Here is an 18178-nt window from a genome sequence, read left to right as displayed (position 1 = left end):
TGCGCCAGCCGGTCCGCCGGGTAATCCGGGTCCAGCGGCACATAGGCGCCACCGGCCTTGAGGATGGCCAGCAGGCCCACCACCATCTGCACCGAGCGCTGCATGGCAATGCCCACGCGTGTCTCGGGGCGCACGCCCAGGGCGATGAGGCGGCGGGCCAGGCGGTTGGCCCAGGCGTCGAGTTCGGCGTAGCCGAGAACGTGGTGCTCGAAGGACAGCGCCTGCGCCCCGGCTCGCGCCAATGCCTGGCTGGCGAAGCGGCCGTGCAGCGTCTGCGCTGCGGCCGGCCGGCAGGCAGGCAGGCCGGCGGCGCGGCCCCATGCCTGCTGCCTGTGCAGTTCGGCCGCGCCCAGCAAGGCGACCTCGCCCACCTTGCGGGCCGGATCATCGGCCAGCGCCTGCAGCATGGCCACATAGTGGCCGGCCAGTGCGCCGATGGTGGCGGCCTCGAACAATTCGCGGGCATAGGTCAGGCGCAGGTGCAGGCGGCCCTGCGCATCCTCGGTGGTGTCCACGGTCAGCTCGAACTGGGCGCCCTGGCCCTGCAGCGCATATTCCTGCAGCTCCAGCCCAGGCAGTTGCTGCAGCGCGCTGCGGTCCTGGCGCTGGTGGTTGAACAGCACCTGGAACAGCGGCTGGGTGCCGGCGTTGCGTTCGGGCTGCAGCGCCTCGACCAGTTGCTCGAAGGGCAGGTCCTGGTGGGCCTGCGCGCCCTGGGCGGCCTGCCGGGCCTGGTCCAGCAGTTGCGCCAGGCCCATGCGCCCGTCCAGCGTGGCGCGCAGAACCTGGGTGTTCACGAAAAAGCCCACCGTGCCCTGCGTTTCCACCCGGTGGCGGTTGGCAATGGGCACGCCCACGCGAATGTCTTCCTGGCCCGTGTAGCGGTGCAGCACGGCCTGCAGGCCCGCCAGCAGCAGCACGAACAGCGTTGCGTCCTGCGCCTGGGCGCGGCGGCGCAGGCTGACGACCAGTTCGGCCGGCAGCTGCAGGCCATGGCTGGCGGCCACATGGTCCGCGCCGGGCCGGCGCGGGTGGTCGGTGGGCAGTTGCAGCACGGGGTGCGTGTCGCCCAGCTGGGTGCGCCAGTAGGCCAGTTGCCGCTGCCGCTCGCCGGCCTCCAGCCACTGGCGCTGCCAGGCCGCGTAGTCGGCGTACTGCAGCGGCAGGGGTGCGGCCTGCGGCACCTGTCCCTGGCACCGTGCGCGGTACTGCTGCACGAATTCATCCACGATGATCTGCATGGACCAGCCGTCGGAGACGATGTGGTGCATGGCCACGACCAGCAGATGCGCCTCGGCCGACTCCCGGATCAGGCCCACGCGCAGCAGCGGCCCGGCCTGCAGGTCGAAGGGCTGGCGGTGCACGGCGGCCGCCGCCTGTTCCAGTTGCTCCTGACGCTGCGCAGCGGGGAGTCCGGACAGATCCGTTTGCTCGACCCGCACACCGCCCTGTGCGGCGATCACCTGCACCACCTGCCCGTCCCCGCCCATGCGGAACACCGTGCGCAGCGACTCGTGGCGCGCCACCAGCGCGTCGAAGCTTTGCTGCAGCGCCAGCACATCGAGCGTGCCCAGCAGACGCAGCGCGCCGCTGATGTGATAGGCGGTGCCGGCCGGCTCCAGCTGCCACAGGAACCACTGGCGCAATTGCGCAAAGGACAGCGGCAGCGGGCCACTGCGGTCGGCCCTGGGCAGGGGCGCCGTGCCTTCGGTCTGCTCGGCGCCGGCAACCGGCCCCTCCACCAGCCGTGCCACACCCGCTGGCGTCTTGCCCGTGAACAGCTGCTTGGGCGTGAGCTTGACGCCGCGCTTGCGGGCGCGCGCCACCAGCTTGAGCGCGAGGATGGAGTCCCCGCCCAGCGCGAAGAAGTCGTCATGCCGGCCCGCGCGCTCCAGGCCGAAGAGGTCGGCCCAGACGGCGGCCAGCGCCTGCTCGGCCTCGCCTTGGGGCGCCTCGAACAGATCGGCGGCCGCCTGCTCCGGCACGGGCAGGGCCTTGCGGTCGATCTTGCCGTTGGCCGTCAGGGGCATGCCCTCCAGCACGGTGATGCTGGCGGGCACCATGTATTCGGGCAGCGCCTGCGCCAGCGCGGCGGCCCACCCCTGCCTGTCGGCGGGCACGCCCGCCTGGGGCACGGCATAGGCATGCAGCTGCATGCGCCCGTCCCCGCCGCCCTCCCCGTCCAGCCGCGCCACGACTTCGGCCTGGGCCACGCCGGGCACGGCCTGCAGCGCCAGCGCCACCTCGCGCAGCTCCACGCGGTAGCCGCGCACCTTCACCTGGTCGTCCATGCGGCCCAGGAACTGCAGGCCGCCATCGGCCAGCATGGTCACGCGGTCGCCCGTGCGGTACAGGCGCTCGCCCGGCTGGAACGGGCTGGCCACGAAGCGCTCTGCCGTCTGCCCGGGCCGGGCCTGGTAGCCGCGCGCCAGGCCCGGCCCGCCCAGGTACAGCTCGCCGCTGGCGCCCAGGGGCACGGGCTGCAGGTCGGCATCCAGCACCAGGGCGCGGCTATTGGCCAGCGGCCTGCCCACGGGCAGGCTTTCGCCGCCGCGCAGCGCCTCGTCCGCCTCCTGGGTGAGGATGCCCACCGTGGTTTCGGTGGGGCCGTAATGGTTGAGCACGCGGCAGCCGGGCCTGAGCGCGGCGATGCGGTCCACCAGCGGCCAGCGCGTGGCCTCGCCGCCCAGCACCAGGCGGCTGGCGGGCAGCACGTCAGCGGGCATGCCGGCATTCAGCAGCCCCTGCAGATGGCTGGGCACGATCTTGAGCACGTCCACCCGGTGCTCCGCCATGTAGCGCGCGAAGCCGTCGGGGTCGAAGGCCAGTTCGGGCGCCATCAGATGCAGCGCGCGCCCCGAGCACAGCGCGCCGAACAGCACGGTGTGCCCCAGGTCCGCCGCCACGGTCGAGACCATGGCCATGCTGCGCGCCGCCTCGGGCAGGTCCAGCCGCTGCAGCACGGCCTGCACATAGTGGGCCAGCGCCCCGTGGCTGACGACCACGCCCTTGGGCTGCCCGGTCGAGCCCGAGGTGTAGATCACATAGGCGCCCTGTGCGGAATGCGGCGGCGCGGCCGGCGGCGCCTGCCCCGCAATGCACGGCTCCTGGCAGGCATTCAGGTCCAGGCTCAGCAGGGGAACGCCCGCGTCCCAGGCGGGCGCCTGCTGGCAGAGCATCAGCACCGCGCCGCTGTCGCGCAGCTGCCAGGCCAGCCGCTGCGCCGGCAGGCCGGGGTCCAGGGGCACATAGGTGCCACCGGCCTTGAGCACGGCAAGCAGGCCCAGCACAAAGGCGCAGCTGCGCTCGGCATGCAGGGCCACGCGCACATCGGCCCCCACGCCGCGCGCCACCAGGGCCCGGGCCAGCTGGTCGGACTGCCGGTCCAGCTGCGCGTAGCCCAGGGCCGAGCCCGCGTCCCTGACCGCCGTGCCATCGGGATGGGCCTGCACGGCACGCGACCACAGCTGCAGCACGCTGTCGGCGCCAAAGGCCTGCACCGGGCCTGCAGACTCGGACACGCGGCCTGGCAGCGACAGCTCGCCCAGCCTGGGCGGCTTCTCGCCCATGACACCGGTGACCTGCCGCGCAAGATCCTGGAATGCGGCGGCCATGTCACGCACCACGGCTTCGTCGAACAGTTCATGGGCGTAGATCAGCACGCAGTCGATGCCGTCCTGCCGGTCGGTGAAGTCCAGGCTCAGGTCGAAATGCGCCTGGCCGCTGGAGACGGCCTGCATGGCGATCTCCAGGCCGGCGATGTGGCGCGCGGCCGAGGCATCTTCCTGCTGGGTGCACTTGACCTGGAACAGCGGGTGAACGCCCGGCTGGCGGGCCGGCTGCAGCGCCTCGACCAGCAGGTGGAACGGCAGGTCCTGGTGGGCCTGCGCGCCCAGCACCGCCTCGCGCACCTGCGCCAGCAGCGCGCCGAAGTCCTGCGCGGGATCGATGTGCGTGCGCAGCACCAGCAGGTTCAGGAAGTAGCCGATCAGCCCATGCGTCTCGGCCTTCTGGCGGTTGGCCACGGGCGTGCCCACGCGCAGCTCGCGCGTGCCGCTGAAGCGGTACAGCACCAGCTTGAGCAGGGTCAGCATCACCATGAACAGCGAGGCGCCATGCGCGCGGCCCAGGGCGCGCACGCGGGTGGCCAGTGCGGCGGGCAGCGTGAACTCCAGGCGCTGCTCCTGTGCTTCCTGCACGGCCGCCCTGGCCTGCTTCATCGGCAGGGCCAGGGCCTCGTGCTCGGTGCCCAGCCGGGCGCGCCAGTAGGCCAGCTGCCGCTCGCGCTCACCGGCATCGAACCAGCGGCGCTGCCAGACGGCGTAGTCGGCGAACTGCAGGGCCATGGCCGGCAGGCGCGATGGCTGCTGCGCGCGCAGGGCCTCGTACAGGTGGAACAGCTCCTCGACCACGATGCCGTTGGACCAGCCATCGCCCGCAATGTGGTGCAGCGACAGGCCCAGCACATGCTCCTGCGCGCCCATCCGGCACAGGACGGCGCGCAATGGCGTTTCCGTGTCCAGCGCAAAGGGCTGGCGGGCCAGCAGCAGCACCTGGCGCTGCGCCTCGGCCTGCGGATCGCCGTCCGCCCATGCGCCCAGATCGACATGGCGCAGGGGCACGGGCGCGGCGGGCTGGATGGACTGCCGGGGCTCGCCGTCCTCGCCGGCCGGATAGCAGGTGCGCAGGATCTCGTGGCGCTCGGCCAGGGCCTGCAGCGCCTGCTCCAGCGCCAGCGCATCCAGCGGCCCCTTGAGCGACAGCGATCCCACCATGTTGTAGGCGGGGCTGGCGGGCTCCAGCCGCCAGGTGAGCCAGAGGCTGCGCTGCGCGGGGGACAGGGCAATGGCCAGCGTGCGGTCGCAGCGGGTGATGGTGTGGGCCGTATTGCGGGTGTTGCCGTCCGGCAGGCCACCCGCGCCGGATGCAGCGGATGCAGCGGGTGCACCGGATACGCCCCGGAGCCTCAGGGCCAGTGCGGCGCGCTGCGCATCGGACAGGCGGGACTTGCGGGAATCGAGATCGTTCAGGGACATGGTGGTCTTCTCACGCAGATGCGAAGGCGGCAAGGGCATCGCCTTCATCGGTAACGGTGGCCTCGATCTCCTCGATCAGCCGGGTCTCCACCAGCACGGCCAGCTCGCCGACGGTGGGGGCCTTGAAGAAGGCCGCAGGGTGCAGCTCGACACCAAAGCGCTTTTTCACGCGGCCCAGGATCTGCAGGGCCAGCAGCGAGTCGCCGCCCAGCTCGAACAGGTTGTCGTCCACGCCCACCGGGGCAATGCCCAGCATGTCGGTCCACAGCGCGGCCAGGGCCTGCTGCAGCTCGCCTTCGGCCGCGACGTAGGCGGTCTGCAGCGCCGGGCGCGGATGGCCGCCACGGGCCTGCGATCCGTTGGCAGGTTCGGCGACGGCTTCGGCGGCAGGTTCTGCCAGCGCATCCACCAGCCCGGCATCGATCTTGCCCAGGCGCTGCTGCAGGTCGGTGGTGGAGATGACCACCTGGTGCGGCACATCGCCGTTGACGATGCGCTCGAACACCGCTGCCGCTTCTGCGCCGCTCCAGCCTATGCCCTCGGGAATGCGCATGCCGGCGGCCATGCCCAGGTCACGCCAGGCGTCCCAGTCCACGGAGATGACGGGCCAGGCGCGCTGGCGGCTGGCCAGTGCCGCCAGTGCATTCATGCAGGCATTGGCGGCGGCGTAGTCGCTCTTGCCCAGGCCTGCGGTGAGGCTGGAGATGGACGAGCACAGCAGCACGAAGTCCGGCGCCTGCATGTCCTGCATGTCCTGCATGTCCTGCATGTCCTGCATGTCCTGCGTGCCCAGCAGGTCCAGCAGCAGCCGGGTGCCGCGCAGCTTGGGGGCGAACGTGCGCTCCACGCCGTCCCGCGTGCGGGTGGCCAGCATGCCGCTGTCGGCATGGCCTGCGGCATGGACCACGCCATGCAGCGTGCCAAAGCGCTGGTGCGCCTGCGCCAGCGCCGCCTGCATCTGCGCGGCGTCGGCCACATCGGCCGCCAGGGTCAGCACCTGGGCGCCCTCGGCCTCCAGGGCCAGCAGCTGCAGCAGTTGCTGGCGCAGGGTGCTCGGCTGCCCGTCATCGGCGGCCAGCGCCTCCCATTGGCTGCGTGCTGGCAGCGCCGTGCGGCCCAGCAGCACCAGGCGGGCCTGCCAGTGCGCGGCCAGATGCCGGGCCAGCGCCAGGCCCACGCCGCCCAGGCCGCCCGTGATCAGGTACACGCCCTGCCTGCGCAGGCGCGGCGCCGCGGCGTCCTGCCATTGCAGGGGCTCGTAGGTCTTGCGCCAGCGGTGGGTACCGCGCAGGGCGATGGCCGTGTCGGCCGCGCGCAGCCCATGCGGCGCGCGGGCTTCGTCCAGCAGCTGGCGCGCCAGCCGGGCCTGCATTGCGGGCGAGCCCGCCTGCACCACATCGACGAAACGGCAGTCGATGGACGGGCATTCCTGCCCTATCGCCTTGCACAGCGGAAAGACGGCGGCCATCTCGGGGTTCAGCGCTTCCACTCCGGTCACATCTTCCGAACCGCCTGCGGCCACCAGCAGCAGCCGCCGTGTGCGCGGGCCTACAGCACCGTGCGCACGGGCCTCCAGCGCCTGCGCCAGGGCCAGCACGCTGTGAAAGCCGCGCTCCAGCGGCGCAGGGGCGGCCGCGTCCATGGCCCACAGGTGGTAGGTGGCGCCCACGGGGCCGAACTGCGCCTGCACCGCATCGAGCAAGTCCTCGCAATCGCGGCGCTCGCCGGGGCGCACGGCATGCCGGCCCGGGGCCAGGCAGGCGGGGGCGGCGCCCGCTTCCACGCAGACCACATCGGCGCCCTGCGCGCGCAATGCGTGCACCAGGGCCTTGGCCGTGGCACTGCCGTCGCCAAACACCAGGGCCACCTGGGCTGCGGCGGCAGCGGTGCCTGCCTCCCACTGCAAGGGACTGCGCTGCCAGGCGGCTGCGTAGAACGGACCCGCGGTCGCCGAGGGGCCTGCCGTGCCTGCCGCTTTCGGTGCATCGCCACCCTGCCCCGCAGCCTGCACCCAGAAGGAGCGGCGCTGGAAGGCATAGGTCGGCAACGGCACGCGCCGGCCTGGCCGCCCGCCCCGGCAGGCAGTCCAGTCGATGTCCACGCCCGCGCACCACAGTCCGGCAACGGCCTGCGCCAGCAGCTGCGCGCTGCGTGCGGTCTGCTGGGGATGGGCCTGGCTGGGCCAGATGCCGGCCGCCGTGGCGGCGCGCGGGTGCTGGCGAGCCAGGGCGGCAAGGGCTTGGCCGGAGCCCACCTCCAGCAGCACGCGGCCCGGCACGCTCAGCAGCTCGTCCAGCCCGTCCGCAAAGCGCACGGTATGGCGCAGGTGGCCGGCCCAGTAGGCGGGGCTCATGGCCTGCTCGGCCGTGATGGGCTTGCCGGTCACGCTGGAGATGAAGGCCAGGCGCGGCGCATGCCGGGGCACGCTGGCCACCACCTGCTCCAGCTGCGCCAGCAGGGGCTCGGTCATGGCCGAGTGCGAGGCCACGGCAATGTGCAGCCGGCGCGCGGTGATGTCGCGCGCGCGCAGCGCCTCTTCGGCCGCCTCGATGGCGGCCAGCGGGCCGGACAGCACGCACAGGCGTTCGCCGTTGACGGCACCCAGGTCGCAGCCCGCATCCAGCAGCGATTGCAGCTCGGCCTCGACAAGGGGCACCGAGGTCATGGCGCCCTGCGGCAGCGACTGCAGCAGGCGGCCGCGCGCCGCGACGATGCGCAGGGCATGCGGCAGCTCGAACACGCCGGCCAGGCAGGCCGCCACATACTCGCCCAGGCTGTGGCCCAGCATGGACACGGGCTGCACGCCGCGCGCCATCCACATCCGGGCCAGCGCATAGCCGATCACGAACAGTGCCGGCTGGGCCTTGTCCATGGCGGACAGCGCCGCGTCGGCCTCCACCTCTTCACCCGGGGCGGGGAACAGCCACTGGCGCAGGTCCCAGCCTGTTTCGGCCTTCAGCAGCTCGCAGCAGCGGTCCACCTCCTGCCGGAACACACCGCCGTCGCGGTACAGGTCCAGGCCCATGTTGGCGTGCTGCACGCCGCCGCCCGGGAAAAGAAAGACCACGCCGGGCGGCTGTGCCGGCACCTCGGTGGCCTGGCCTGGCGGCGCAGCAGAAGCAGCGAGGTGCAGGCCCTCCACCGCCATGCCCATGCCGTCTGCCACCACGGCACGGCGATGGCCGAAGGCGCGGCGGCCCTGCTGCAGGGTGTGGGCCACATCGTCCAGCGACAGGCCGCTGCCGGCCTGCTGCAGATGGGCAGCCAGGCGGCGCGCCGCTTCGTCCAGCGCACGGGGGCTGCGAGCGGACAGCGGCAGCACCTGCCAGCCCCGGGCTGTATCCGCCGATGCACCGGAAGGGGTGGCAGAGGTGGCAGGGGCTGCAGCAGCCTCCTGCAGCACCACATGGACATTGGTGCCGCCAATGCCGAAGGCGCTCACGCCCGCGCGGCGCGGTGTGGCCGCCTGGGGCCAGGGCCTGGCCGCGGTGTTGACATGGAAGGGACTGCGCTCGAAGTCGATCTGCGGGTGCGGCCGCTCGAAATGCAGGCTGGGCGGCAAGGTGGCATGCCTGAGCGAGAGCACCGTCTTGATCAGGCCCGTGACACCGGCGGCCGCATCGAGATGGCCGATATTGGTCTTCACCGAGCCGATGGCGCAGTAGCCCCTGCGCTGCGTGCTGGCGCGAAAGGCCTGGGTCAGCGCCGCGATCTCGATGGGGTCGCCCAGCGCCGTGCCCGTGCCATGGGCTTCCACATAGCCGATGGTGTCGGCCGGCACGTCCGCCAGGGCCTGCGCCGCGCGCACCACGGCGGCCTGGCCATTGACGCCGGGCGCCGTGAAGCCCACCTTGTCTGCGCCATCGTTGTTGGCGGCGCTGGCCAGGACGACGGCGTGGATGGTGTCGCCGTCGCGCAGCGCATCGTCCAGGCGCTTGAGCACCACAATGCCCGCGCCGCTGCCCTGCAGCGTGCCTGCGGCCTGGGCATCGAAGGCGCGGCAATGCCCGTCCGGCGAGAAGATGGCGCCGGCCTGGTAGCGGTAGCCGCCGTTTTGCAGCAGGTTGAGCGAGACGCCCCCGGCCAGCGCCATGGCGCATTCATGGCCCAGCAGCGCCTGGCAGGCGGTGTGCACGGCCATCAGCGAGGTCGAGCAGGCCGTCTGCACGGTGACGGCCGGGCCGCGCAGGTCCAGCTTGTAGGCCACGCGCGTGGCCAGGGCATCGGCCATGTTGCCGCTCATCAGGCCCAGCAGGTCGGCGACCTGGGCGCCAGGGCCCGGCGCATGGCGGGGCAGCAGATGGCGCATCAGGTAGACGCTGGCGCCCGTGCCCGCGTACACGCCGATGGCGCCGGGGTAGCGCCGGCCCTCGTAGCCCGCATGCTCCAGCGCCTGCCACGCGCATTCCAGGAAAAGGCGGTGCTGCGGGTCCAGCTGCTCGGCATCGCGCGGGGTGTAGCCGAAGAAGTCGGCATCGAAGAGGTCCATGCCGGCCAGCGGCACGCCGGCCTTCACGTAGCCGGCATCGTCCAGCAGGGCCTGGGGCACGCCCAGGGCGCGCAGCTCATCGTCGCTGTAGCGCTTCACGGACTCGACGCCGTCACGGATGTTGGCCCAGAAGCGGTCGATGTCGTCGGCGCCCGGAAAGCGCCCGGCCATGCCGATGACGGCGATCTCCAGGCCGGTGGTTTCGGAGGAAGAAGACATCAGAGGGTCCTTTCGATGTGGCGCTTGCGCTGCAGCAGCGCCTCGCGGCGGCGCTGGGCCGCGTCCATGCCGTCCCGGGCGGCGGCCGCCTGCGCGGCGCCGTCGCCTTCGCCCTCGCCCTCGCTATCTGCGCCCTGCTCGATGCGCCGCGCCAGGGCCGACACCGTGGGGTGCTTGAAGAGATCGACCAGGGACAGCTCCCGGCCCAGCCGCGACTCCAGCAGGCCATGCACGCGGATGAGCTGCAGCGAATGCCCGCCCAGGTCGAAGAAGTTGTCGCTGGCGCCTACGCGCTCCACGCCCAGCACCTGGGCCCAGAGGGCGGCAATGGTCGCGGCCACACCGCCCTCGGGCGGCTCGTAGGCCTGGTGCTCCAGGGCCGGCAGGGTGGGCGCCTCGGGCAGCGCCTTGCGGTCCACCTTGCCGTTGGCGTTCAGGGGCAAGGCATCCAGCACGGTGATGGACGAGGGCAGCATGTAGTCGGGCAGGGCCGCGGCCAGCGCGCTGCGCAGCGCGGCCATGTCCAGGCACTGCCCCTGCTGCACCGAGACAAAGGCGGCCAGCCGCGCGCCGTCGGCCGCCTGGCGGGCGACCACCACGGCCTCGCGCACGGCGGGGTGGGCCAGCAGTTGCGCCTCCACCTCGGCCAGCTCGATGCGAAAGCCGCGGATCTTCACCTGGTGGTCCACGCGGCCCAGGTAGTCGATCTGGCCGTCGCCGCGCCAGCGCACCAGGTCGCCCGTGCGGTACAGGCGCTCGCCCGTGCGGCTGGCGGGGTCGGCGACAAAGCGCTCGGCGCTCAGGCCCGGCCGCCGCCAGTAGCCGCGCGCCAGGCCCACACCGCCCAGATACAGCTCGCCGGCCACACCGCGCGGTACCTCGTTGAGCGCGGCATCCAGCACATGGGTACGCAGCCCGGCCACGGGGCGGCCTATGGGCACGGACAACGCGCCCTCGTCCCGGCAGTCCCACCAGGTGACCTCGATGGCCGCCTCCGTGGGGCCGTAGAGATTGAGCAGGCGGGTGCCGGGGAAGGCCTGCAGCACGGCTGCCTGCAATTCGGCGGACAGGGCCTCGCCGCTGCACACGATGCGCTGCAGCCCCTGGCAGGTGGCGGCCACCGGGTGCGCCATGAAGGCCTGCAGCATGGACGGCACGAAGTGGATGGTGCTGACCTGGTGGCGCGCTATCAGCTCGGCCAGGCGCCGGGGATCGCGGTGGTCGCCGGGGGCGGCCAGCGCCAGGCGTGCGCCGGTGGTCAGCGGCCAGAAGAATTCCCAGAAGGAGATGTCGAAGCCGAAGGGCGTTTTCTGCAGCACCGTATCGCCCGGGCCCAGCGGCTGGTGCATCTGCCCCCACGCCAGGCGGTTGCACAGCGAACGGTGGCGGTTGGCCGCGCCCTTGGGCCGGCCCGTGGAGCCCGAGGTGTAGATGACATAGACCAGGCTGTCGCCATGCAGGGCAACGGCCGGGTTGTGGGCCGGCATGTCCTGCAGCCGGGACGCCAGGCCCGGCACATCGACCAGTCGGGCCCTGCAGATGGCCGGCAGGCGGTCCCGCACCTGCGGCTGCACCAGCACCAGGGACACGCCGCTGTCCTCCAGCATGTAGGCGATGCGGTCGGCCGGGTGCTCGGGGTCGATGGGCACATAGGCCGCGCCGGCTTTCATGATGGCCAGCAGCCCCACGACCATCTCGATGGAGCGCTCCATGGCAATGCCCACCGGCACGCCGGGCCGCACGCCCGATGCGATCAGGTGATGCGCCAGCCGGTTGGCGCGCGCATTGAGTTCGGCGTAGCCCAGCGTGGCCTCGCCCAGGCACAGGGCCGGGGCATCGGGGCTGCGCGCCACCTGCTGCTCGAAGCGGCGGTGCACGATGTCGCCGCCGTGCAGGACCTGGTCATTGCAGCTCCAGGCCGCCAGTTGCTGGCGTTCTTCGGGACCCAGCAGCGGCACCTCGTCCACGGCACATTGGGGCTGCCGGGCGAGGGCCTCCAGCATGGCCGCATAGTGGGCGGCCAGGCGCTGCATGCTGCCCGGCTCGAACAGCTCGCGGGCATAGACCATGCTGATGCCCAGGCTGCCATCCGAGCGCTCGCGCACTTCCACGGTCAGCTCGAACTGCGCATCTGCGGCCGCCAGCGGCTGGCCGGCCACCGTCCAGCCCGGCACCTGCTGCAGCGCCTGCCAGTCCTCCACCAGATGGTTGAACAGCACCTGGAACAAGGGGCTGTGCGCCAGGCTGCGCTGCGGCTGCAGCGCCTCCACCAGCTGCTCGAATGGCAGCGCATGGTGGGCCTGCGCGCCCTGCGCCGCCTCGCGGGCCTGCTGCAGCACGTCGGCCAGGCGCATGCGCCCGTCGATGCGGTTGCGCAGCACCAGGGTGTTGACGAAAAAGCCGACCACGCCCTGCAGGTCGGCATGCGCGCGGTTGGCCACGGGCACGCCGACGCGGATGTCCTCCTGGCCCGTGTAGCGGTACAGCAGCGCCTGCCATCCTGCCAGCAGCAGCGTGAAGAGCGTGTCCCCCTGCTGGCGGGCCTGCGCGCGCAGCGCCTGCAAGGTCGCGCCGGACAGCTCGAAGCCGTGCCGTCCCGCCCGATAGCGTGCCAGCGCCTGGCGAGGATGGTCGGTAGGCAGGGCCAGCACAGGCTGGGCCTCGCCTGGGGGCACCTGCAACCGTTCCAGCCAGTAGGCCAGCGAGGCCTGCTGGCCTTGCTGGGCCTGCTGAGCCTGTTGAGCCTGCTCCCGCTGCCAGACGGCGTAGTCCACGTACTGCAGCGCCGGGCCGCTGTCCGGGGCGCCGGAATACAGCGCCGCCAGATCGTCCAGCAGGATCTGCATGGAGGCGCCGTCGGAGACGATGTGGTGCATCACCAGCGCCAGGATGTGCTCATGGGCCTGCAGCCGCACCAGGCCAGCCCTGGCCAGCGGCCCCTGCTGCAGATCAAAGGGCTGGGCGCACAGCGCCTGCAGCCATTGGGCGGCGTGCTCCTCGCGCTGCGCGGGCTTGCCCTGCGCGGCCTGCGCGGCATCCAGCCACTGCAGCTGCAGCCTGCCCTGGGGGTCCAGGCGCTGCTCGACCTCCCCATCGGGCCGGGCGTTGAATACCGTGCGCAGCGAACCGTGCCGTTCGGCCAGGCCCTGCACGGCCGCACGCAGGGCGCCTGCATCCAGCGGCCCGGTGATGCGCAGGGCGCCCTGCACGTGGTAGGCCGTGCTGCGCGTATCCATCTTCCAGAGAAACCATTGGCGCTGCTGGGCCGGCGTCAGCGGCAGGGGCATGGCGCGACGGGCCTCGGCCAGCGGGGCAATGCGCTGCAGCGCCGTGCCCGGCTGGCGCTGTTGGCGCAACCGGTCGATGTCGTGCGCCTGGTCGCGCAGCCGCGGGTGCTCGAAGACCCGCCCGGCCGGATATTCCAGGGACCATTGCCGGCAGATGCGCGCGGCCAGCCGCACGGCGGCCAGGGAGTTGCCGCCTTGCGCGAAGAAGTTGGCCTCGCCGGCCGGCCCGTGCAGGACATCGCCACCGAGCACCTCGCGCCACAGGCCGGCCAGCGTGCCTGTGGTGGGATCTGCCGCGCCCGCCTCCTGCGGTGCCTGGCTGCCGCCGCCCGCGAAGCGGCCCGACTCGAAAACGGCCCAGGCATCCAGCGTGCGCGCGGACCAGCCCTGGCGGCAGGCTGCGCGCTGCAGCTTGCCGCTGGAGGTGCGGGGCAAGGCGCCGGGGTTGAGCAGCACGATCACCGTGGGTGCCTCGCCGCACTGCGCGCCCACGGCGGTGCTCAGTGCATCGACCAGGGCCTGGGCCGGCACCAGCTTTTGCATGCCGAACGAGACTTCGGCAGCGATGCCTATGCCCTCCCGGCCATCGATGTCCACCGCAAACGCGGCCACGCGCCCCTTGCGCACGGCTTCGACCTCGGCTTCGACCACGCGCTCGATGTCCTGCGGGTAGAGGTTGTGCCCGCGTACGATGATCAGGTCCTTGATGCGGCCCGCCACATGGACCTGCCCGCCGTGCACGAAGCCCAGGTCGCCCGTGCGCAGCCAGCGCCGGCCTGCATGCTCGACAAAGGCCTGCTGCGTTTGCTGCGGCTTGCCCCAGTAGCCCTGGCTGATGCTGGGGCCGTGCGCCCAGATCTCGCCCACGCGGCCGGGCTCCAGCACCTGCAGGCTGTGCGGATCGACGATGGCCACCGCATGGCCGGGAACGGCGGGGCCGCAGCCCACCAGCGCGGTGGTCTGCGAGGCGCCGGGGCTTTCCACGGCCCGGCCCTGCGCCAGGGCCTCGGTATCGAAGGACGTAATCGCGGCGCCTGCGCCGCACCTGCCGCCGGTGATGAACAGGGTGGCCTCGGCCAGGCCGTAGCAGGCATAGGCCGCGCCGGGCCGCAGGCCGCAGGCGGCAAAGCGCTGCGCGAAGGCCGTGACGGTGTCGGCACGCACGGGCTCGGCACCGGTATAGGCCAGCCGCCAGCTCGACAGGTCCAGCTGCGCCAGCTGCGACGGCTTGATGCGCTCCAGGCACATGCGGTAGGCGAAGTCGGGGCCGCCGCTGATGGTGGCGCGGTGGCGCGAGATCAGCTCCAGCCAGCGCACAGGGCTTTCCAGGAAGAGGCGCGGCGAGGTCAGCACCAGCGGCAGGCCGCTGTACAGCGGCTGCAGCAGGCCGCCGATCAGGCCCATGTCGTGGTACAGCGGCGCCCAGGACATGAAGCGGTCGCCCGCGCCGATGTCCATGCGCTGCTGGATGGCGGCCTCGTTGGCGATGAGGTTGCCGTGGCTGACCATCACGCCCTTGGGCGCCGAGGTGGAGCCCGAGGTGTATTGCAGGAAGGCGATGTCGTCGGCAGCCGGCGCATGAGGCCGCCAGGCGTCGGCATCGGCCAGGTCCACCTGGTCGGCGGCCACGGCGGCAATGCTGCCAAAGCGCGCATCGGCGCCGGGCAGGGCCTGCATCACTTCGGCCGTGCTGATCACGCAGGCCGCATCCGCGTCGCCCACGATGCCCAGCAGCCGCTCCAGGTGCTGCACGCGCAGCGATTCCAGCGGCGGCACCGGCACGGCGACCACGCCCGCGTAGAAGCAGGCCAGCATGCTGGCGGCGTAGTGCTCGTCGTTGTCCATCATCACCAGGGCGCGCGCGCCCACGGGGCACAGCTGCTGCAGCCGGGCGGCCAGCGCGCGCACGCGGCGGTCGAACTCGCCGTAGCTGTGGCTGCGCTCGACCACGCGGCCGTCCTGCACGGCGGCCACGGTGAGCCAGATGTCGTCGGGCCGCTGCTGCGCCAGTTCCCTCAGATGCTCGACCAGGCTGGCCGGCGCCTGGCCTGCTGCCGCGATTGCACTTTGTCCACTCAGCATGTCAGCTGCCTCCCGGGTTCTCAGAAACGGTCCAGATTGCTGCGCGGCTCGGCCATGGCGACGATGACCTTGCGCGGTCCCTTGAAGGGCGAGCGGGCATGGGCCACGAGCATGTTGTCCAGCATCAGCACGTCGCCCTGCTCCCAGGGGAAGCTGACGGTCTCGGCGTCCAGCGCGGCGCGCACCTCGGCGAAGATGTCGTCGCCGATGGTGGAGCCGTCGGCAAAGAAGGTGTTGCGCGGCAGGTTCTCGATGCCGTAGACCTCCTCCAGCACCTCGCGCTCCTCGGGCTCGCGCGCCGAGATGTGGAACAGGTGGGCCTGGTTGAACCAGACCATCTCGCCCGTGACGGGGTGGCTCTCCATGGCCTGGCACAGCTGGCGCGTGCGCAGGCCGTCGTCCTCCTTCCACTCCCAGTCCATGCGCGCATGGCGGCAGAAGGCCTCGACCTCGGCGCGGCTTTCGGTGTTGAAGACCTTCTGCCAGGGCACGTCCATCTCGCCGAAGTTGCGCACGTAGAGGATGCCGGGCTCGAACAGCTCGCGGATGCGCGCCGGAATGCGGCGGTAGACCGCACGGCTGTCGGCAATCGGCGTCTCGCCGCCCTCGGGCGATGCGGTGACGCAGTGGAACCAGATCTTCATGGGCCACTCGCGCGTGTAGGCCTGCTCGTTGTGCAGCGGAATGCTCTGGTGGGCCGGGTATTCGGTGGAGGTGTAGACGCCCGCGCCGCTGGAGGCCTCGACCGCGCTGCGCGGCGTGGAGGCGAATTCGTACTTGAGCAGCGGATGGCCGAAGGCCGAGGCGAAGCGCTGGAAGGTCTCCACATCGGGCACGCCAAAGCCGCGCAGCAGCACGCCGCCCGTGGTCAGCAGCGCCTCGTCGATGTCGCGGCGCAGCGGCGGCAGCGCGGCCAGCAGGTCCTGGCCCGGCTGGGCGGGCGTGATGAGCTGGGGAAGCAGCGAGCCCGCGGGGGCCTTGCGCTCGAAGCGCTGGAGGGTTTCGTTCATGTCGATTCCTTGGTGCGCCACGCAAGAGCTGCCGCGTAGCCTGGCGGCGCTGGAAGCGCCATCGCTTGAAAACCATTCCAGTCGGGGACCGCGCAGGCGATGGCCAGCCGTCCGTCCCCTCCCGGGCTGATGCCTATGGAGCGCAGGTGCTCGGCCACGCCAATGCCGATGGCCTTGAGCACGGCCTCCTTGCCCACCCAGCGCTGGTAGAAGGCCGCCAGCCGATCAGGCGCACGGCGCACGCTGGCGCGTTCCTGGTCGGTGCAGACGGCGTCGAGCATGACCTCGGCATCGAGGTCGGGCTTGTGCTGCTCGATGTCCACGCCCAGGTGCAGCACGCCACCGGGGTCGGCCAGCGCGATCAGCGCATGGCCGCCCGAATGCGAGACATTGAAGAGCGGTGCCCGCAGCGGGTCCTCGTCGACAAAGGGCTTGCCGTGGACGCCGACCGCCAGCGGCACATCGGCCGGGCAGCAGCCCAGCCTGCGCCCCAGCAGCCGCCGCGTGGCAGCGCGCGTCTGTGCGAAGCGCAGCCGGTCGGCGGCCCGCACGAAGCGCGCGGCGCGACCGCGCTCCTCGGGGGTCAGGTGCGGCAGGCTGTCGCTCAGTTCGGCCGACAGGTCCAGGTCCAGCCTGAAGACCTCGATGCCCTGGCTCATGGCCTCACGCACGGACACGAGCTGCATGGATTTCCCCCTGGAGTGACTGGGCCCCGGCCAGGCGCTGCGCCAGCACGGCCAGCACATCGCCTTCGCGCTGCCTGATGAAGAAATGCCCGCCCTCGAACCAGTCCAGCGTGAAGGCCCCGGCGGCCTCCTGCGACCAGGCCTGGACGCGGGGCGCCTCGATGTCGTCCTGCCGCCCCGCAAAGACATGCACCGGCAGCGGCAGGCCCGCAGCGGGCACATGGCCGAAGCTCTCGCAGACGCGGTAGTCGGACCCCAGCACATCCAGCGTGATGCGCATGAGCTCGGGGCTGCCAAACACCTCTTCGGGCGTGCCGCCCTGCCTGCGCAGATCGGCAATCAGCGCCGCATCGTCGCCCTTGCCCGCAAAGCGCTCGGGATCGCGGCAGGCCGGTGCCGGGCTGCCCGAGGCAACCAGGGCCAGCGGCAGCTCCCTGCCCTGCTCGCGCAACTGCCGCGCCATGCCGAAGGCCAGCAGCGCGCCCATGCTGTGGCCCAGCAGCGCAAAGCGGCCGCGCATGGCCTGGCGCTGCTCGGCGCACAGCAGCGATACCAGCTGCCCGAAGTCCTCGACCGCAGGCTCGCCCAGCCGGCTGCCCCGCCCCGGCAGCTCCACCGGCGCAATGCGGATCCAGTGGGGCAGCAGCCTGCGCCAGCGCAGGTACATGGTGGCGCTGGCGCCTGCGCACGGCAGGCACAGCAGGGTCAGCGGCGCGTGCATGCGCGTCAGCCCGCTGCGGTTTCGGTATCGGTATCGGCCTTGTGCCGCGCGGCGCCGGAGCCCGCCTGCTCCTGCTGCTGCATCCACACGCGCAGCGACTTGGGCCGCATGTCGGTCCAGGTGGCGTCCACGTAGTCGAGCACGGTTTTCTTGTCGCCCTTCACACCCTCCACGGCGGTCCAGCCGCCGGGCACGGCCTTCCAGTGCGGCCAGATGGAATACTGTTCCTCGTGGTTGACCAGAACGATGAAGGTTTCGTCTTCGCGGTCGAAGCAGCTTGTAGACATGCAGGCGTCCTTGTGCAGTTGAACATCGGCGAAGCCAGTTCCGGATCGCGGCGATCCGGTACTGCGCCTCTGTTGAACATGACGTTCGGCGCCTGAAACTGTTCATGCCATGGCCAGGCATGAGATTGCGGCGGCAAGCAATTGCCCGCAATTTTCAGAGTACTCCTAGTCCCGATTGTGTTGCCCTATCGCCATTCATCTGTCTATGATTTTCATTTATCAGATAACGGGAGGGTGTCCCCAGCGGGGCGCAAGCAGCAATGACACGCCGAGTCACCATCCACACGCCATTGGGCGATGAACTGCATTTCCGTGAATTGCGCGGCCAGGAAAACATCAGCCAGCTCTTCAGCCTCGATGT

Annotated in this window: 7 protein-coding genes; all 7 read right to left on the bottom strand. The window is 71.7% G+C overall.

What is annotated here, in order from left to right; translation table 11 throughout:
- Window positions 1-5036 (bottom strand): non-ribosomal peptide synthetase (locus PO605_RS30235; protein WP_272207312.1); only part of this gene is annotated, 5036 nt, incomplete at its 3' end.
- 10 nt (window positions 5037-5046) lie between these two features.
- Window positions 5047-9744, bottom strand: coding sequence for a type I polyketide synthase (locus PO605_RS30230; protein ID WP_272207311.1), 4698 nt, complete (start codon window positions 9742-9744; stop codon window positions 5047-5049).
- Entirely contained in the window at window positions 9744-15113 is a 5370-nt protein-coding gene (locus PO605_RS30225) for a non-ribosomal peptide synthetase (protein WP_272207310.1), read from the bottom strand. Before PO605_RS30225 ends, PO605_RS30230 begins: the two co-directional genes overlap by 1 nt.
- A gap of 20 nt (window positions 15114-15133) precedes the next feature.
- Window positions 15134-16123 (bottom strand): TauD/TfdA family dioxygenase, encoded by a 990-nt coding sequence (locus tag PO605_RS30220; protein ID WP_016450666.1) that lies wholly within the window; start codon window positions 16121-16123, stop codon window positions 15134-15136.
- A complete protein-coding gene (locus PO605_RS30215) occupies window positions 16120-16809 on the bottom strand; it encodes a 4'-phosphopantetheinyl transferase family protein (protein WP_212645426.1) in 690 nt (229 codons plus the stop codon). Before PO605_RS30215 ends, PO605_RS30220 begins: the two co-directional genes overlap by 4 nt.
- On the bottom strand, window positions 16787-17530 hold the full coding sequence (locus tag PO605_RS30210; RefSeq protein WP_047471896.1) for a thioesterase II family protein: 744 nt from the start codon (window positions 17528-17530) through the stop codon (window positions 16787-16789). Before PO605_RS30210 ends, PO605_RS30215 begins: the two co-directional genes overlap by 23 nt.
- Window positions 17531-17535: 5 nt before the next feature.
- Window positions 17536-17817 (bottom strand): MbtH family protein, encoded by a 282-nt coding sequence (locus PO605_RS30205; protein WP_013801595.1) that lies wholly within the window; start codon window positions 17815-17817, stop codon window positions 17536-17538.
- Window positions 17818-18178: the final 361 nt, after the last annotated feature.

It is taken from the genome of Delftia sp. DT-2, assembly GCF_028401915.1.
Lineage (GTDB): Bacteria > Pseudomonadota > Gammaproteobacteria > Burkholderiales > Burkholderiaceae_C > Comamonas > Comamonas tsuruhatensis.
This window is presented reverse-complemented; position numbering and strand designations above follow the sequence as displayed.

Bases quoted from the DNA above. Each gene is read 5' to 3' on its own strand.
- PO605_RS30220 (WP_016450666.1), bottom strand. From the start codon at position 16,123: ATGAACGAAACCCTCCAGCGCTTCGAGCGCAAGGCCCCCGCGGGCTCG.
- PO605_RS30205 (WP_013801595.1), bottom strand. From the start codon at position 17,817: ATGTCTACAAGCTGCTTCGACCGCGAAGACGAAACCTTCATCGTTCTG.
- PO605_RS30230 (WP_272207311.1), bottom strand. From the start codon at position 9,744: ATGTCTTCTTCCTCCGAAACCACCGGCCTGGAGATCGCCGTCATCGGC.
- PO605_RS30215 (WP_212645426.1), bottom strand. From the start codon at position 16,809: ATGCAGCTCGTGTCCGTGCGTGAGGCCATGAGCCAGGGCATCGAGGTC.
- PO605_RS30210 (WP_047471896.1), bottom strand. From the start codon at position 17,530: ATGCACGCGCCGCTGACCCTGCTGTGCCTGCCGTGCGCAGGCGCCAGC.
- PO605_RS30225 (WP_272207310.1), bottom strand. From the start codon at position 15,113: ATGCTGAGTGGACAAAGTGCAATCGCGGCAGCAGGCCAGGCGCCGGCC.